The sequence below is a fragment of the Bacillus sp. FSL R5-0576 genome, assembly GCF_038004765.1.
Lineage (GTDB): Bacteria > Bacillota > Bacilli > Bacillales > Bacillaceae > Bacillus > Bacillus subtilis.
This window is the reverse complement of record NZ_JBBORU010000001.1, coordinates 196,134-212,852: the sequence shown is the minus strand read 5'-3', so window position 1 is coordinate 212,852 and position 16,719 is coordinate 196,134. Positions and strand designations below refer to the sequence as shown.

The window sequence follows — 16,719 nt, the reverse complement described above, 5'->3', positions numbered from 1 at the left end:
TTACTTCACCTCCTGTACAGAAGGATCTTGTGTTTGTTCGCCAGTGCCTTCAGCGTTGATATACTCGTTATTGCCGGCAAGTGCGCCAATCAGCGCGCCTCTTACGACAATTCCTTTCATTCTTTGCTTCTCATCCACAACCGCAATTGGAATATTCGCATCGGACACAACGTCAAAAATCTCAGTCAGATACGTATTCTCTGGTACAGTCGTAAATTCTGTATTCAAGATGTCTTGAAGTGACAAATCAGACTCAGCCGCTTTTTTCGCATCAGACGCATAGATAACACCTAATAATTTCTTTTGTTTATCCACTGCATAAATTGAAGAAATTCCAAGGTTTTTCATCAGTGTCAATGCTACGCGAGGCCCTTTATCAATCCGCACTGTTTCAGCGCGTTTCATAATGTGGCCTGCTGTGAGGACTTTAGACAAATCAACATCTTCGACGAATTTCTCAACATATTCGTTAGATGGATTCATCAGGATTTCTTCAGGCGTGCCGATTTGAACGATATTGCCGTCCTTCATTAGGACAATTCTGTCGCCGATCCGCAACGCTTCGTCCAAGTCATGCGTAATAAAGATAATTGTTTTTCCGACATTATCGTGAAGATCAAGAAGCTCATCCTGCATATCTTTACGAATCAGTGGATCAAGCGCACTGAACGCTTCGTCCATCAGAAGGATGTCCGGATCATTTGTCAACGCGCGGGCAAGGCCGACACGCTGCTGCATCCCGCCGGAAAGCTGGTCTGGATATTGGTGTTCAAATCCTTCGAGCCCGACGAGCTTAAGAGACTCAAGCGCTTTTTGCTGCCGCTCTTGTTTGTCTACACCTTGAAGTTCCAGTCCGTATTCTGTGTTTTCAAGTATCGTTCTGTGCGGGAACAGAGCGAACTTTTGGAAGACCATGCTGATTTTCTTCCGGCGGACTTCCCGGAGCTGGTCTTTAGACATATTTGTTATCATGTCACCATCAATGTAAATATTTCCGGCAGTCGGTTCAATAAGCCGGTTTAACATCCGTACTAAAGTTGATTTACCGCTCCCTGATAGACCCATGATGACAAATATCTCACCATCATATACTTCAAAATCTGCCTGATTAACACCAACGGTTGATCCGGTTGCTTTCAGGATCTCTTTTTTTGTCTTTCCGTTGGCAAGCATTTGAACTGCCTTCTTTGTTTGTTTCCCAAAAATCTTAGAGACTTTCTCGACTTTTATCTTAATTGGTTTCTCATCTACACTCATATTTTCCCTCCATATTAAGCAATCTTTATTACCGTAACATTTATGTAACTTCCCACACAAACAGCATATTCTCTTTTATTCTGTACCATTTCTTTATAAACATCCATGTGACCACATGATCTTATTTATGCTTCTAAATGCTCTGTAATCCTCCTATATGATTGTATTTTACGGGTGATTTTTCGCCTATCTTTATTTGAAAACGCTTTTATTGGAATTGAATTCCTTCTTCCTCTTATGACTTCCCTCTCCTTTACTGGAAAAATAAGTTGCTTTTTCAACATCAATTATGTATTATAGTTTCATGACTATGAAACAATCAGATGATCAAATCAGAGCGCAAATTTTTAAAGCACTGTCTGATGAATCAAGGCTTGCCATTATTCGTACGCTTTATGTCAGCGGAAAAGAACTCAGCTGCGGTGAAGTAGGTGAAAAGTGCAATATTGTCAAAACCACGGCATCTTATCATTTTAAAACGCTGCGTGAAGCGGGATTGACGGCAACCCGGAAAGATTCGCGGACAAAATACGTCAGTCTGCGTGAAGACACCTTTCACACATACCTGCCTGGCTTTTTGGAAACCCTCTAACAAAGGGTTTTCTCTATACATATCTGTTTCATAGTTTCAAAGTTATAAAACAATAGGAGTGATAAAATTTGAATCGCATTTGGCTTTTCTTCAGTGTCATGTTTGTCATTGGCACGGATACCTTTTTGCTTTCGCCGCTTCTCCCCCTTTTACAGGATCAGTTTCATGTCTCTACTGATTTGTCAGGCTGGATGGTCAGTGCTTATGCACTCGGTTATGCGCTCTTCGCTTTCATTGCAGGCCCAATCTCAGACCGGCTGAACAGGAAAACAGTCATGCTGTGGGGACTTGCAGGCTTTATCGTATCCACGTTTTTATGCGGCATCGCTCCCTCTTTTGCCGCCATGTGCCTGTTCCGTTTTGCCGCAGGCGTTAGCGCTGCGTTTGTGACGCCTCAAATTTGGGCGTCCATCCCAGTCATTGTCCACCCTTCTCAGATCATAAAAGGCATGGGGATTGCGACAGCAGGTTTGGCCGCTTCACAAATGCTCGGACTTCCTATTGGAGGGTTTCTCGCTTCCTTTACATGGCATACGCCATTTTTCGTTTTGTCAGCGTGCTCGCTTATTCTTCTATTGATCCTGGCGGCGGTCATGCCTGATATCCGGCCTTCTGAACCATTGGCGCGCCCATCAATTGTCAACCCCTATCGGGAGCTTTTTTCATTGCCGAAAACATCGGTCATTCTGCTTGCCTATTTTCTGTTTCAAACCGGAAACTTCGCTTCGTTCAGCTTTCTGGGTACTTGGCTTTCCGCGGATTATCATTTAACCGTGTCACAAATTGGCGCAGCTATGCTTGTACTCGGACTGGGAAATATGCTCGGGAGCCTTATCGGCAGCCGGGTTTCAGAAAAGCTGGGCATGTTTAAAACACTGATCAGCGGGATGCTGCTAATGGGCGCTCTCTATTTCGCTCTTCCGTTCTTTCCAAACTTGTTTTTAGTAGAAGCCGGCTTTTTTCTCACGTTCTTTACAGCTGGCATCATCTTTCCGTTAATGATGGGTGTCTTTCAATCCATTGCACCAAATGCGCGAGGAACCATCGCTTCCCTTTCCAATGCCGCTATGTATGCCGGGACCACTGTCGGTACAAGTATTGCAGGTTTTTTATATCAAAGCACACAGCATTTCGGAGCTGTCACAGGATTTACTGCCATTTTGTTCATACTTTCTATGACGCTCTACCAGGCAATCACTAAAACCGGGAAACGCCAATCCGCAGCCCGGGCGCAAATGTAAAAATAGCACCTCATTCAAGAGGTGCCTCAGATTGTTGACAAAATCCTAAAATGGTTTTCATTTTAGGATTTTGTCATCTTTTCAGCGTGATTGAAAACCCTTGAAGTCTAGGAAGGACGAGCATAGGAGCGGACATTCACAGGATGTGATGACGACGGCGTTTAGGCAGGACGCCTGAGAATTTAGCCGTTGATCCACATCGCATTGAGCACCGAAGCGCAGTCCTGACAACGAATGCGAGGGTTTGTCGACACGCTGAAAGCACCTCTTTCAAGAGGTGCTTTTCCTATTCTAGCTCAGTTTGTTTCGTTTCTTTCCCCATAATCAAAATACAAGCAACCGCGAGTAAGATTGCAATGCAAAAGATTGAAAAGATGACCGAAAACGAAATATGACGGGCTGCCAGAGTTCCGACGAGCAAAGGCCCGAAGATGCCGCCGATTCTTCCAAACGCTGCTGTCGTTCCTGAACCTGTTGCCCGAATCGCAGTCGGGTATTGCTCCGGGGTATAAGCATACAGCACGCCCCATGCACCGAGATTGAAAAACGATAACAGCATGCCAGCCGTAAGCAGAAGACTTAAGGAATCCGCTGTTCCGAAGAAATAGGCGCTTCCTGCTGTGCCAATCAAGTAAATGACAAGTATCCACTTCCGGCCCGCTTTTTCAATCAGCCATGCGGCAGAGAAATAGCCAGGTAGCTGAGCAAGCGTCATCAGCAGGACATATTCAAAGCTTTGAATCATGCTGAAGCCTTTCAGCAGCATGACACTCGGGAGCCATAGGAACATGCCGTAATAAGAAAACACCACACAGAACCAAACGATCGACAGCATCACGGTCGGCCGTATATACTGTCTTGCCCAGATGCTTTTTACATTCTCCCACACCGACCTCTTTTTGGCAGAAAGCGATTCATATTTCGGCGAATCAGGCAGACTCGTCCGCAGGTACAGCGCATAAAAAGCAGTCAGCGCAGTTAACAGAAGTGCAGCCTGCCAGCCGAAGCTTGGTATCACAAAGTAAGAAATCAAGGCCGCTGCGAGCCAGCCCACGGCCCAAAAGCTTTCCAAAAGCACAATCACTCTGCCCCGCTTTTCAGGCACAACCGCTTCCGAAACGAGTGTTGAAGCGACTGGAAGCTCGCCGCCAAGTCCCATACCAATCACGAAACGAAGGATTAGAAATGCCGATAAGCTTGTCACAAAAGCGGAAATGCCGCTTCCGATGGAAAAGCATAAAAGGGTGATGATAAACACTTTTTTGCGGCCGATTCGATCAGCAAGCAAACCAAACAAAAACGCACCCGCAGCCATGCCGATGGAATTGACGCTTCCGATCCATTTCATTTCTTCGGGCGACAGATTCCACTCTACATGGAGCGCGGCGATAATAAACGATAATATTCCGACATCCATTGCATCAAACAGCCACCCCAAACCGGCGACGCCCAGCAGTTTACGCTGGGATATAGGCTGTTGTTTTCCCATTGCCAACACCTCTGATATGCAAAATGATTACCGTTTAAGTTTACACCTGTCTTTACACATTGTCATTAACTAAATGATGTAATTGAAAAACCCCGCTTATGTTCCACAAGCGGGGTTTTTATTATTGCTGCAATGCTGCTTTTTTAATATTATCCTGAAGCTGGGCAATTCGTCTCGCGCCGTCTTCGCGGAGGCGCTTGTTTTCTTCTTCGATTTGTTTTGTTTCCTGCATGCCGCTGACAATCGTGTTCCAAGACGATTCGATCGTTTCAATATCTATGCTCGGTCTGCCGGCCATTCTGGCAATTTCAACACTTTGGCTCGAGATGTTTTCAGCATTTCGTTTCAGCATCTCGTTTGTCCGGCGGTCAAGCTCGCTCATGGAATCAGCCACAAGCTTTTGCCGCTTTACCGTAACAGCCTGAATAATGCCGTTTTTGAAAATCGGAATGGTAATGATAAACGCGGAGTTGATTTTCCCGATCAGCTTTGCATTTCCTCGCTGCAGGAGACGGATTTGAGGTGCGGTTTGAAGCGCCACCATCCGTGCCATGTCAAGATCATACACCCGTTCCTCAAGCGCCTGAATGCCGTTGCGCAATGTATCGAGCTGCATTTGCGCCAGCTGGTTTCCGCTTGCCGCTTTTTCCTCATATGAAGGAAGGATCGACTGCATCTCTTCCAGTTTCATCTGCCCGGCAACGACGTATTTTTCAAGCTCCATATAGTATTTGATATTGTTTTCATACATTTCATCGAGCGTGTAGTTCGTCTTCGTCATCTCATCTTTGTATTTTGAAATCTCAACGTGGATTTTTTCAATCTCTCCGCCAAGTGTCTGATACTTTTTAAAGATTTTTTCAATCATGCTGCCGCCGCGTTTAAAAATTTTCGCCATTAATCCCTTTGGCTCATCAAAATCATTTTTGTCGAAGCGGTCCATGATTTTCCCAAGCTGAGTCAGCATTGTGCCGGAGTCTGTCACGCTTGTTGTTTTCATCATCCCTAAGATGCGGTCAGAGAACTTGGATATTTCAACGGCCGGCTCCTTGCCGTACTCAAGCAGCTCCATTTGGTTTTTGACGTCAATTTGTTGAGCAAGCCGCTTCACTTCTGGTTCCTGACGGAGCTGAAGACGGATATCGTCAGCTTTTTGCTGGGAAATCTCTTCATTTTTATCGAGAACAAGCGGATTTTGATTTTCTGTTGTCATGCTTTTCTTCTCTCCTTATTTTTGGGTAATGGTTCTGAAGAGCCTTTTCACAAGCGAAGGCTCTTTGTAGTCCTGCTGAAACACCATGTCATCCAGCCAGTGGATATCATACTGGTCCTCTTCAATAAACTGCTCAATATCTTGGTGTCCGGGCGGATTATAAATGATGATATCGATTCCGATTTCATTCAGGAACAGCAGGGCGGCAGCATCCGAACGCGCGAGTCCGCCGCTCATTTCCGTATGATATAAAACGAGTTTCGGAACGGTTTGCGCATAGTCGAACATTTGAATCAATTTCAGCAGATTAGCAGGCAGGTTTGTTGTTTGTTTAAACAAATAGATTTGAACATCCTTGACTTGTTCCTGATGCAAAGCCTTAAGCCGCGGGTGCCTGCACATTCTCGAAATCGTTTTGGCAATGGCAGTCTGAACGCCTGCCGGCAGCTGTTTGTACTGCCACACATTGCTTGCCATCAGCTTGTCCGGATCAATGTTCCCTTCTTGATCAAGTGCGTGGCTGTAGTGAAATTGATAGTTCGACTTTATTTCTTCTGTAAATGGAAAGCTTCTTACCATTTCTGTTTCCTGATAATCCGCTAGAGTATGAAGCCTGTTCCAATATTCCTTATTGTCTTTCGACACGCCCATAATTTTGGCGAATACATTCGGAATCTCAATGGAATATTTATCTGCTTTGAAATTCGGCCGAATAAAGGCGCGTTCTTTCGTGATTAAAAACAATTCATCATAGGTCGTTTTCAGCGTAACGGACACCGGTGTGTGATCTCTGAACTGCCACGGCTTATACAGCATGGATTCCTCGTGATTCAGCACATGTTCAATTTCCTTTGTTGAGCGGTAAGCCACTGTTGATTTCCGGTCAGGTTTTTCTTTCGGAAACGGCTGAAGCTCCGAAACATCCGGGAGCTTTTCCGTAAAACTGAGCTCCTGCTTCGGGTCGACAAGCGCCAGCTGATCCGTTCCCGCCGGATGGAACAGTAGTACATCACAGCCGACTAGCATCAGATAATATAAGAAATAGAGCTGGCTTTTCGTCGCATCTCCATACCAAACAACCTTCGGCATCTCCCGCTCTATATCGGTTTTTTCCAGCCAAGGGTTCAGATGGTTTAAGGAAAACTTCGAGACATCAAGCAGCACTCTGCGAAAATCAGGATGATTCAGCCCCTTTTCATGACTGTCCGCAAAGGTATGTAAAAGCGTCATCAGCGCTTTTCTTAAATGGCGGTGCATCAAGGGATTTGAGTGCTTCGCAATCAGCTTTTCCCCGTCCAGAAAGGCAACAAAGCGGCTGACTGACAGCCCTTTTTCTTTCTGATTGATGGAATGAATATGCTGAAGCTTTTGAAATGTTTCCGGTTCGATTGTTTTATCAAGCGTTTCACTCAAAATCGTTATGCGGTCGTTTACAGACAGCTCATACAGCTCGTTATAGTAGTCCGTCTCATCAATAGGCGTGCCCAATATCTGTCCGGCAAGACGAGAAAAAGAAAGGCCTTGTGCAGTTTCATAGTGATCCCGCTCCGGCAATGGCTGAAACAGCAGGCTTTTCCAATCGCCATCAGCCGGAAGTGCTTTATGAATGGTTAGTTCTTCTTGTCTCATCATATCCTCCTTTCCGGTTTGTCATTGAACGATATTTCGGTAACAAAAAAGGAAGGACATTGAACCTCCCTCCTTGTTTTGTTTTATTCTTCTTTTGAAGCGGCTGTTTGTTCGCGCACCTGCTTTTGTTTATTGATGTAGTGAATGATCAATGTTACCGCAAATGCAGCGATAATGATGATGAAGAATACAGAGTGCGGCATTTCGTAATGGAAAGCGCTCCCCGCCATTTTCAGCGCGATAATGCCGATTAAGACGAATGCTGTGTTTTCCAGCTCAGGAATTTTATCAATCAGCACAAGGAACACTTTTGCCACTGTACGCATCATTAAAATACCAAGCATACCGCCAATCAGAAGCACCCATACTTTTTCAGATACTGCAAACGCGGCCAGGATGCTGTCCACAGAGAAGGCAAGATCCATTAATTCTACTGAAATGACAGTCGCCCAGAAGATCCCGAACGTACGGACCATCCAAGAGTTTTTCTTCATGCCGTCCGCTTCCTCTTCTTTTTCGCCTATCCAGAAGTGCTTAATGACGAGCCAAGCCAGGTAAAGCGCGCCAAGCACCTTGATCCACCAGAATTTAATGAGAAGCATACCGAGCCCGATGAAAATAAACCTGAAAATATAAGCTCCAAACAAACCATACGTTAACGCTTTTTTCCGCTGTTTTTCCGGCAGGTGTTTAACCATGACCGCAAGAACAAGCGCGTTATCGGCCGATAAAAGACCTTCCAGAACAACAAGGGAACCGATCAAACCCCAGGAAACAGGATCAGTCAGAACTTCCCCCCACATTTTCCAATCGAAAAATGAAGCATACGTAGACAAAATATGATGTAAAAAGTCCAAGTTTTTTCCTCCTATTAATTTGAAACGGTGACTTCTCTATTTGTCACTCGCTTACACTTGCAAACCGTAATTCCGGCACAATGCAGCCAGCCCGCCGGAAAATCCGCTGCCGATCGCATTGAATTTCCACTCGCCGCCGTGTCTGTAAAGCTCACAAACGACAACAGCTGTTTCAATGGAGAAGTCTTCTCCCAAATCGAAGCGAAGAAGCTCATTCTGCGTTTCTTCATCCACAACGCGGACAAATGCATTGGAAACTTGTCCAAAGTTTTGGCTGCGTGCTTCAGCGTCGTGAATGGTCACTGTGATGCCGATTTTCTCAATGTGAGCAGGGATTTTTGAGAAATCAACGATAATCTGCTCATCATCTCCGTCGCCCTCACCCGTGCGGTTGTCACCCGTATGGATGACACCGCCGCTCGGATGTTCAAGGTTATTATAGAAGACGAAATCGAGATCATTTACGCAGTTATCATGCGCATCAACTAAAAAGGCCGAAGCATCCAGGTCAAAATCGTGTCCGCCGGAGTACTTGTTTGTATCCCAGCCTAAGCCGATCACCGCTTTTGTCAGTCCCGGATTTGTTTTTGTTAAATCAATGCGCTGTCCTTTTGATAATTGAATGGCCATACTGCCTCTCTCCTTTCTGCTCTTCGTATTTGTCTTAACCGACTTGCAAACCGTAGTCTGTTGCAATGCGGGCAAGGCCGCCTTGGTAGCCTGAGCCGATTGCGGAGAATTTCCACTCGCCGTTATGTCTGTAAAGCTCCCCTGCAATGATTGCCGTTTCAATAGAGAAATCTTCTGCAAGATCGTAACGGATGAGCTCTTCATTTGTTTCTTCATTTACGATGCGGACAAACGCGTTTGATACTTGTCCAAAGTTTTGGCTGCGCGCTTCTGCATCGTGAATGGTAATAACAAATGAGATTTTATCAATGTTTGCCGGTACAGCGCTGAGATTTACTTTTACATTCTCATCGTCGCCTTCGCCAGCACCAGTCAGGTTGTCGCCTGAATGAACGACTGAACCGTTGCCGCCTTCAAGTTGGTTGTAGAAAATAAAGTCGTTTGGTGACGCGCATTTGCCTGCAGCGTCTAACAGAAACACACTTGAGTCAAGATCAAAGTCGTGCCCGCCGTCATACTTGTTCGTATCCCAGCCTAAACCGACAACAACCTTTGAAAGACCCGGATTTGTTTTTGTTAAATCTACTTTTTGTCCTTTTGCCAATGAAATTGTCATGTTTCATCCACTCCTTTTCTTTTATACGTATCGGCTGATAATATCTTCTAATCTCGTATCGTTTGTGCCTTCACCAATCGCCGCAAACTTCCACTCACTGCCGCTGCGGTAGATTTCTGCTGTAATCAGGCTTGTTCTGCCGGCGTAATTGTCTCTCAAATTGTACTTGAGCATTTCCTCGTGATTAGATTGATCAACTACGCGGATAAACGCATTTTGAATCATGCCGAAATCTTGTTTTCTTCTGACACAATCGTAAATGTTCACTACAAATACAAGCTTATCGATGTTTCCAGGCATTTTATCTAAATCTATCATAATTTGCTCGTCATCGCCCGCACCGTCACCCGTCAGGTTGTCGCCTGTATGCTGTACACCGCCGCAGCGGCTTTTCAGGTTGCCGAAATAAATCAGGTTTTTCTTATCGGTGAATTTTCCGTTTTCCAGCATCAGCACTGAAGCGTCACAGTCGATATTCGGACCGCCTCCGCCAAGCAGTTTGCTGAAGAATCCTCCGCCTGAGGACACTGGGTCCCAGCCGAGACCGACCATCAATTTTGACAGACCGGCTTTTCCTTTTGTTAAATCAATTCGTTGACCTTTTTCTAAAGAAATTGCCACACGATTCACTCCTACTCATCGAAATGTGAAGATAGTCACATTTATTTTTACGCTCACAAGGAAAATAAGCCGTAAATTACTAATATATACGTTTGTTATTATATCAAAGTTTCGTAAAAGTTAAGAATAATTGACGAAAAACCTCGAAAAAAAACTTCCATATTTGATATATGATTTGCAAATGCTATAAAGTGCGCTTCTTAAACAAACCATTTGACGCGGGCAAGTCATTTTGCCTATTCTTGTGTCACCATCTAAAAACAGACAGAAAGGAAGCGGCCTTTTGATTCATTTAAGCATACTTGATCAGGCACCTGTTTCTAAAGGAGAGAGCCCTGTGACAACTCTTCAGCATTCGGTTGAGCTTGCTCGATTTAGCGAAGAGTGGGGCTATAAGCGTTATTGGTTTGCCGAGCATCACAGCACGAAAGGACTGGCAAGCACAGCGCCTGAAATCATGATCGCCCGCATCGCAGCACAGACAAACACCATTCGTGTCGGATCAGGCGGCGTGCTTCTGCCCCAATACAGCCCATTTAAAGTGGCTGAAACCTTTCGCCAGCTTGAGGCCCTGTATCCAAACCGGATTGACCTCGGCGTCGGTCGCTCCCCCGGCGGCACGACAAAAACCAGACTTGCATTAACGGACGGGGTGAAAAAAAGCTTAACCGAATTTAACAGACAGCTGCAGGATGTCTCTTATTTTCTAACAGATTCCCTTCCTCCCGACCATCCGTATGCCGGAATCAAAGCGGCGCCCCTTATTGACACGGCACCCGAGCTATGGGTGCTCGGTCTTGGTGAAAACAGCGCAAGACGCGCGGCGCACCAGGGGATTGGATATGTATTTGGGCATTTCATTAATCCCGAGCGAGGAGAAAATGCATTCCGCATCTACCGGGAAAGCTTTCGGCCCTCAGCCCATTTTTCGAATCCATCCGCACTGTTTACGATTTTTGTCATTTGCGCAAAAACAGATGAAGAGGCAGAAGAACTCGCATTAAGCCAGGATCTGTGGCTTCTTCGCGTCGGAAAAGGCTTGGACAGCCGCGTGCCAAGCATCGAGGAAGCGAAAGCTCATCCCTATACAGCGTCCGATAAAAAACTCATAGAAGAAAACAGAAAGCGGATGGTGATCGGTTCTCCCACCACTGTCAAACAACAGCTGTTAGACCTCACAGGCTGCTACGAAACAAATGAAATCATGGTTCTGTGCAATGTGTTTGATTTTGAGGCGAAAAAAGAATCTTATGAGCGCCTTGCCGAATTGTTTCTATAAAAAAAGCAGTTTTCCCTAGGGAAAACTGCTTTTCATGTTATCGGCTTCTTTTTTTGCGCTGAGCTTCTTTTTTGATAAACGTCCAAACTCCCTGAACTGCAAATCCGATTAATAGCAAAACGATCAATAGCAGGGTAATAGACGGACCTGGCGGCGTCCCGAGCTGATAGGATGATGTCAGTCCCGTAAATACGCTGAATAATGAAATGAGTATGGCTGTAATGAAAACCATGTTAAAGCCTTTTGCAATTCTGATGGCGAAGGCTGCCGGCAATACGAGCAGGGCCGATACAAGAAGGACCCCGATGATCGGAATAATGACTGAAATCGCAAGGCCTGTGACAATACTGAATGACAACGAGAGAACGTTTGTATTGATTCCCGATGTTTTGGCTGTAGCTTCATCAAACGTCAGCAGGTAGAGCGGCCTTCTCAGTACAATAAAATAAAGCAGGATCAGCAGTGTGATAATACTGATAATATAGACCTGCTGCTGGTTTACTGTCACAAGCGATCCAAATAGGTATTGATCGATGCTCATATTGGCTGTGCCTTTGGAAAGGCTGATTAAAAACATCGCGAAGGACAAACCAGCTGCCATTAAGATGGCAATGGACACTTCTGAATAAGTCCGATACGCCCGCCGCATGTATTCAATTCCGATCGCGCCGATGGTCACGACGACTATGCTTGCTGCGGTTATATTGGTGCTGAGAAAAAAGCCGATGGCAACACCTGACAATGAGATATGTGAAAGTGTGTCAGCCATTAAGGCCTGTCTTCTGAGAACGAGATACACTCCTAGTATCGGAGCCATGACGGCGATCATGCCGCCTGCTAGAAAAGCTCGTCGCATGAATTCCAAGTCAAACATTTCCATCCGCCTTTTTCTCCTCTCTCTAATCGAATCACTTTATCTAAAAATTGCTGTACTTCGTTTTGTTCGTGAGTAACCATCACAACTGTGCGGTTGTGATTTTTCACAAGGTGATGCATAAATTCGTAAAATCCTTTTCTGCTGTCGTAATCAACAGCTGTCGTCGGTTCGTCCAGCATCAGCAGATCCGGGTTGCTGGCGAGCATTCTGGCGATACAGATTTTCTGTTTCTGTCCGCCTGATAAATCACCGATTTTACGATGACGGAGCTCCCACATTTCCACCATTTTCAGTGCTTTTTCTACTTCAAGATGATCTTCTTCATTTAAACGTTTAAACCATTTCCCTTTTGTATAGCGGCCTGACTGAACAAGCTCCAGCACCGTGCTCGGAAAGCCGGCATTAAATGAAGAAATTTGCTGCGGGACGTACCCTATGGTCAGGCGTTTCCCTTCTGTATTCCTTTTACTGATCGTCACTGTGCCTTCCCACGGTTTCAGCATGCCGAGCATTACCTTTATGAGCGTCGATTTAGAGGCGCCGTTTGGTCCAGTGATGCCGACGAACTCACCGCTTTCAATATCAAGTGATACTTTATCTAAAACAGGCGTATGGGAATAGCCGAAAACGATATCTTTCAATGAGACGAGATTCATGTTAATCTTCCTTTCTCACAAAGAAATAGTGTGCACCCCTCCGGCGCACACTATCTTATGATTTAACCAATAGTGAATCTTTCAGGGCATCGAGGTTTTGTTTCATAATGTCGATATACCCTAAACCTTTATCCTGTTCTTCTTTGCTCAAGCCTTCCAGTGTATTCAGCACTTCTGTCTTCGCGCCGATTTCACTGGCGAGCGTATCTGCGACCTTTGAGGATGCAATTTCTTCAAAGTAAATGACTTTTACATTATGTTCTTTGGCATATGTTTTCAGCTTTGCCAAGCTGGCTGCGCTCGGTTCTTGGTCAGGTGAAAGCCCTGCAATCGGAACCTGCTTCAAGCCGTATTCTTTTGCCAGATAGCCAAAAGCTGTATGCTGCGTGATAAATTCTTTTTTCTCCGCTTTTTTTGCGGTTGTACGATATAGTTTATCAAGATCCTGCAGTTTTGCAATATATTCTTTACTATTTTTCTCATAGTATTCTTTGTTATCCGGGTCCTGCTTCACGATTTGCGCCGTAATATTTTTAACTTCCTTCTGTGCCAGAACAGGGCTGAGCCATACGTGAGGATCCATTGCATGACTGTGCTCATGCTCCCCATGATCATGCTCTTCGTGTTCTTCTTCAGAGCCTTCCATTAAATCAATGCCTTTGCTTGCATTAACGAAAACGGCATGGCCTTGGCCCATGCTTTTTTCAGCTGACGGAACCCATGTCTCCATGTATTCACTATTATAAACGAACAAATCAGCATCCTGAATGTTGGCAATGTCTTTCGGCGTCGGTTCCCAATCATGCGGTTCAACGGAAGATGGGATTAACAGATCCACATCGCCTTTGTCTTTTACAATTTGTTTTGTGAATTCATACATCGGGTAGAACGTTGTGACAACGTGCAGTTTATCACCCTTTGAATCCGCCGACCCTTTTGTTGATGAGTTGCCGCATGCTGCAACTAATAAAAAGCACGCTGCAATCACAAACAAACCGCTCCATTTTTTAGACATATCGTATATCCCCTCTTTTTCAGTAACTTTAAATCAAAATGATAACGATTTTGTAATCCTATATCATAATAAACCGAAGTCATTACGTTTTGCAAGAATAAATTTCATTTTCATTTATTCTTCCCGCCTGCAGAGCGGATATATGTACTAAAAAAACCCGGCTAAGAATGCCGGGCTACTTCAATCATTAGTTTGTTTTGTCCAGAAGATAGACCCTGCTCTCATAAGGCCGGAACACCATTTCGTCAGCAAGATCATTGTTGTTATAATTGCTGAGAAGCAGAGAGGCCTGAGCTTTGCCGCAGTTCTTAGGCCACTGAAAAACAGCTTGCTCTTTTGAAAAATTATTGACCGACAAAAGCTGCTGTTTACTGTTTTCTCTCATGTATACAAACAACTGCGGATCGTCCGGAAGCAAAAGATCAAAGCTCCCTTTCACGAGGTCAGCGTACTGCTTTCTCAGGCTGATCAGCTTTTTGTAATAAATTAAGACAGAATCAGGATCTCCCTGCGCTTCCTCCACATTGATTGCGGTGAAGTTCGGATTGACCTTCAGCCAAGGCGTGCCGTCAGTAAATCCGGCATTTTTGCCGCTGTTCCACTGCATCGGGGTCCGGGCGTGATCCCGGCTTTTGGCTAAGATCGATCTCATCACATCATTTGGATCATAGCCTTTTTCAAACACCCGTTTATGATACATATTGATCGTTTGGATATCTTTGTAGTCTTCAATCCGGGTAAACGGCGCGTTTGTCATCCCGATTTCTTCTCCCTGATAAATATACGGCGTGCCCTTCATAAAATAAAGTACGGCTGCCAGCATTTTCGCTGATGCTTTGCGGTATTCCCCATCGTCTCCGAATCTGGACACAATCCGGGGCTGGTCGTGGTTGCACCAAAACAATGTATTCCAGCCTTGATGTTCAAGCTTCTTTTGCCATTTTGTCAAAACCGATTTTAAATCAGAAAGCTCAAGGGGCTTCAAATCCCAATGTTCTTTTCCGGGCTGCTGATCAAGCTCCATATGCTGAAAGTGAAAAATCATATTCAGCTCATGCTTATCTGTTCCCGTATATTTCAGGCCTTCTTCCGGTGTGACACTGCCGACCTCTCCGACAGACATGACATCATATTGGGAAAACACTTCATCTGTCATTTCTTTTAAATAGTCATGGATTCGTTCGCCATTTGGCTGAAAGGGCTTCGGCTCTGCCTGCTGATTGATATAGTCCTCATACGAAGGAAGATATTCTTTCTTAGAAATGAGATGGAGCTGATCAATTCGCAAACCGTCGACCCCTTTATCGAGCCAAAATTTCATCATGTCATACACCGCCTGGCGAACTTCGGGATTTTCCCAGTTTAAATCAGCTTGTTTGACGGCATTCATATGGAGATAGTATTCTCCGGTGTGCTCCTCGTATTGCCAGACCGGGCACCCATAGTTTGAGAGCCAGTCCGTCGGCGGGCCGTTCTTTGTGCCGGGACGCCAATAATAATAGCTGCGGTATTTGCTGTTTTTGTCCAGCTCCGCTTCTTTAAACCACGGATGCTCGACCGAGGTGTGATTTAACACAAAGTCCATCACCAGCTTTAATCCCCGCTGATGCACCTGGTCCAGCAGCTCGTGAAAATCGTCCATTGTTCCGTAAGAATCCATAATCGCCTTATGGTTTGTCACATCATAGCCGTAATCAACATTCGGAGAAGGATAGATCGGGCAAATCCAAATCACATCTGCCCCGAGCTCCTTTATGTAGTCAAGACGGGAAATAATCCCCCGCAAATCCCCAATTCCGTCTCGATTGCTGTCCTGAAAGCTTCTCGGGTAAATTTGGTACACCACTGCATCCTTCCACCAGTCTGTTTTCATCCCGCAATCCCCCTGTTTTGTGTTCTATTCAAGCTGAGACGGATAAAGTGTCATCCCGCCATCGACGAAAAGTGTTGTGCCGGTCACATAGCTTGCTTCCTCAGATACGAGCCAAGCCGCTGCTGCCGCCACTTCTTCAGGCTTTCCGAAGGCTTTCATCGGGATTTTTTTCAATTGTTTTTGCCTGCTCTCTTCCTTTTTCGTATCAACATTTGATTCTGTGGCAATGGTGCCGGGCGCTATCGCATTGACGCGGATTCCCTTATCCGCATAATTGAGCGCCAGCGTTTCCGTCATCATCTTGATGCCGCCTTTGGATGTGGAATACTGAACGTTGACAGGGCGCGGAATCTGCTGATGAACACTTGAGATATTCAGCACATTGCCCTTGATATTGTTTTTCATCATGTGGTTAAGTGCTGCTTTCGCTCCCAGAAAGGTTCCGGTAACATTGACATCAATCACTCTCTGCCAATCTTCAAGACTCATCTCATGCGGCATCGCCTCAACACCGTTAAAACCGGAGTTGTTTACCATCACATCGAGCGTGCCGAAATGCTCTAAGGCTGTGTCCAAGAGCGCCTGAATCCCCTCTTCTTTTGACACGTCCGCCTCAACTGCGACGGCTTTCCCTCCGTTCTGCTTAATGATTTCCAGAGTTTCATCGGCTCCAGACGGGTCGCTGTGGTAATTTACAACAACATTCATTTTCTCCTGTCCGAACCGTTCCGCAATGGCTTTCCCGATTCCTTTTGAAGACCCTGTCACAATCGCTGTTTTTCCGGTTAAATCTTTGTACATACTTGATATCCTCCTCTGTTTCTCACTATGCAGTGGAAAATACCCTGTTTTTCCGAGTTGAAAACAGCACAAA

General features: G+C 45.3%; 16 protein-coding genes. 3 read left to right on the top strand and 13 right to left on the bottom strand.

Annotation, left to right across the window (positions count from 1 at the left end; translation table 11 throughout):
* The gene (gene opuAA / locus NX903_RS01160; RefSeq protein ID WP_024571578.1) at nucleotides 1–1,257 is read right to left on the bottom strand and encodes a glycine/proline betaine ABC transporter ATP-binding protein OpuAA; all 1,257 of its coding nucleotides are present in this window, start codon (nucleotides 1,255–1,257) and stop codon (nucleotides 1–3) included.
* A 289-nt stretch (nucleotides 1,258–1,546) separates the two neighbouring features.
* Here opuAA and NX903_RS01155 point away from each other — a divergent pair, with 289 nt between their 5' ends.
* Entirely contained in the window at nucleotides 1,547–1,849 is a 303-nt protein-coding gene (locus NX903_RS01155; RefSeq protein ID WP_076458377.1) for an ArsR/SmtB family transcription factor, read from the top strand.
* Between the two features lie 68 nt (nucleotides 1,850–1,917).
* Nucleotides 1,918–3,090 carry an MFS transporter gene (locus NX903_RS01150; protein WP_086343421.1) on the top strand — a complete coding sequence of 391 codons (1,173 nt, stop codon included), beginning with the start codon at nucleotides 1,918–1,920 and terminating at the stop codon, nucleotides 3,088–3,090.
* Between the two features lie 286 nt (nucleotides 3,091–3,376).
* Here NX903_RS01150 and niaP read toward each other — a convergent pair whose 3' ends face one another.
* The 7 genes from niaP to NX903_RS01115 form a co-directional block, all read right to left on the bottom strand.
* Nucleotides 3,377–4,579, bottom strand: coding sequence for a niacin permease NiaP (gene niaP / locus NX903_RS01145; RefSeq protein ID WP_086343420.1), 1,203 nt, complete (start codon nucleotides 4,577–4,579; stop codon nucleotides 3,377–3,379).
* Nucleotides 4,580–4,700: 121 nt separating this feature from the next.
* Nucleotides 4,701–5,792 (bottom strand): toxic anion resistance protein, encoded by a 1,092-nt coding sequence (locus NX903_RS01140; RefSeq protein ID WP_003234715.1) that lies wholly within the window; start codon nucleotides 5,790–5,792, stop codon nucleotides 4,701–4,703.
* A 15-nt stretch (nucleotides 5,793–5,807) separates the two neighbouring features.
* Nucleotides 5,808–7,421 carry a YceG family protein gene (locus NX903_RS01135; RefSeq protein ID WP_086343419.1) on the bottom strand — a complete coding sequence of 538 codons (1,614 nt, stop codon included), beginning with the start codon at nucleotides 7,419–7,421 and terminating at the stop codon, nucleotides 5,808–5,810.
* An 83-nt stretch (nucleotides 7,422–7,504) separates the two neighbouring features.
* Nucleotides 7,505–8,278 carry a TerC family protein gene (locus NX903_RS01130; protein ID WP_003246458.1) on the bottom strand — a complete coding sequence of 258 codons (774 nt, stop codon included), beginning with the start codon at nucleotides 8,276–8,278 and terminating at the stop codon, nucleotides 7,505–7,507.
* A 51-nt stretch (nucleotides 8,279–8,329) separates the two neighbouring features.
* Complete coding sequence (locus NX903_RS01125; protein ID WP_003241242.1) at nucleotides 8,330–8,908, bottom strand: TerD family protein; 579 nt, start codon at nucleotides 8,906–8,908, stop codon at nucleotides 8,330–8,332.
* Between the two features lie 34 nt (nucleotides 8,909–8,942).
* The gene (locus NX903_RS01120) at nucleotides 8,943–9,524 is read right to left on the bottom strand and encodes a TerD family protein (protein ID WP_003234723.1); all 582 of its coding nucleotides are present in this window, start codon (nucleotides 9,522–9,524) and stop codon (nucleotides 8,943–8,945) included.
* Between the two features lie 21 nt (nucleotides 9,525–9,545).
* Nucleotides 9,546–10,145, bottom strand: coding sequence for a TerD family protein (locus tag NX903_RS01115; RefSeq protein WP_086343418.1), 600 nt, complete (start codon nucleotides 10,143–10,145; stop codon nucleotides 9,546–9,548).
* Nucleotides 10,146–10,428: 283 nt separating this feature from the next.
* Between NX903_RS01115 and NX903_RS01110 the strand changes: the two genes are divergently transcribed.
* Nucleotides 10,429–11,424, top strand: coding sequence for an LLM class flavin-dependent oxidoreductase (locus NX903_RS01110; protein WP_086343417.1), 996 nt, complete (start codon nucleotides 10,429–10,431; stop codon nucleotides 11,422–11,424).
* 37 nt (nucleotides 11,425–11,461) lie between these two features.
* Here the strand turns inward: NX903_RS01110 and znuB are convergent, their stop codons facing one another.
* The 5 genes from znuB to NX903_RS01085 all read right to left on the bottom strand — a co-directional run bounded on the left by znuB (nucleotide 11,462) and on the right by NX903_RS01085 (nucleotide 16,646).
* Nucleotides 11,462–12,304: a zinc ABC transporter permease ZnuB gene (gene znuB / locus NX903_RS01105; RefSeq protein WP_003246340.1), complete on the bottom strand. Its 843-nt coding sequence runs from the start codon at nucleotides 12,302–12,304 to the stop codon at nucleotides 11,462–11,464.
* Nucleotides 12,262–12,957: a zinc ABC transporter ATP-binding protein ZnuC gene (gene znuC / locus NX903_RS01100; RefSeq protein ID WP_014475714.1), complete on the bottom strand. Its 696-nt coding sequence runs from the start codon at nucleotides 12,955–12,957 to the stop codon at nucleotides 12,262–12,264. The genes znuB and znuC overlap by 43 nt, the downstream gene beginning before the upstream one ends.
* Nucleotides 12,958–13,012: 55 nt before the next feature.
* On the bottom strand, nucleotides 13,013–13,972 hold the full coding sequence (locus NX903_RS01095) for a metal ABC transporter substrate-binding protein (protein ID WP_086343416.1): 960 nt from the start codon (nucleotides 13,970–13,972) through the stop codon (nucleotides 13,013–13,015).
* A 187-nt stretch (nucleotides 13,973–14,159) separates the two neighbouring features.
* Complete coding sequence (locus tag NX903_RS01090; protein ID WP_086343415.1) at nucleotides 14,160–15,845, bottom strand: glycoside hydrolase family 13 protein; 1,686 nt, start codon at nucleotides 15,843–15,845, stop codon at nucleotides 14,160–14,162.
* Between the two features lie 24 nt (nucleotides 15,846–15,869).
* Nucleotides 15,870–16,646 (bottom strand): SDR family oxidoreductase, encoded by a 777-nt coding sequence (locus NX903_RS01085; RefSeq protein ID WP_015382686.1) that lies wholly within the window; start codon nucleotides 16,644–16,646, stop codon nucleotides 15,870–15,872.
* Between the last annotated feature and the right edge of the window lie 73 nt (nucleotides 16,647–16,719).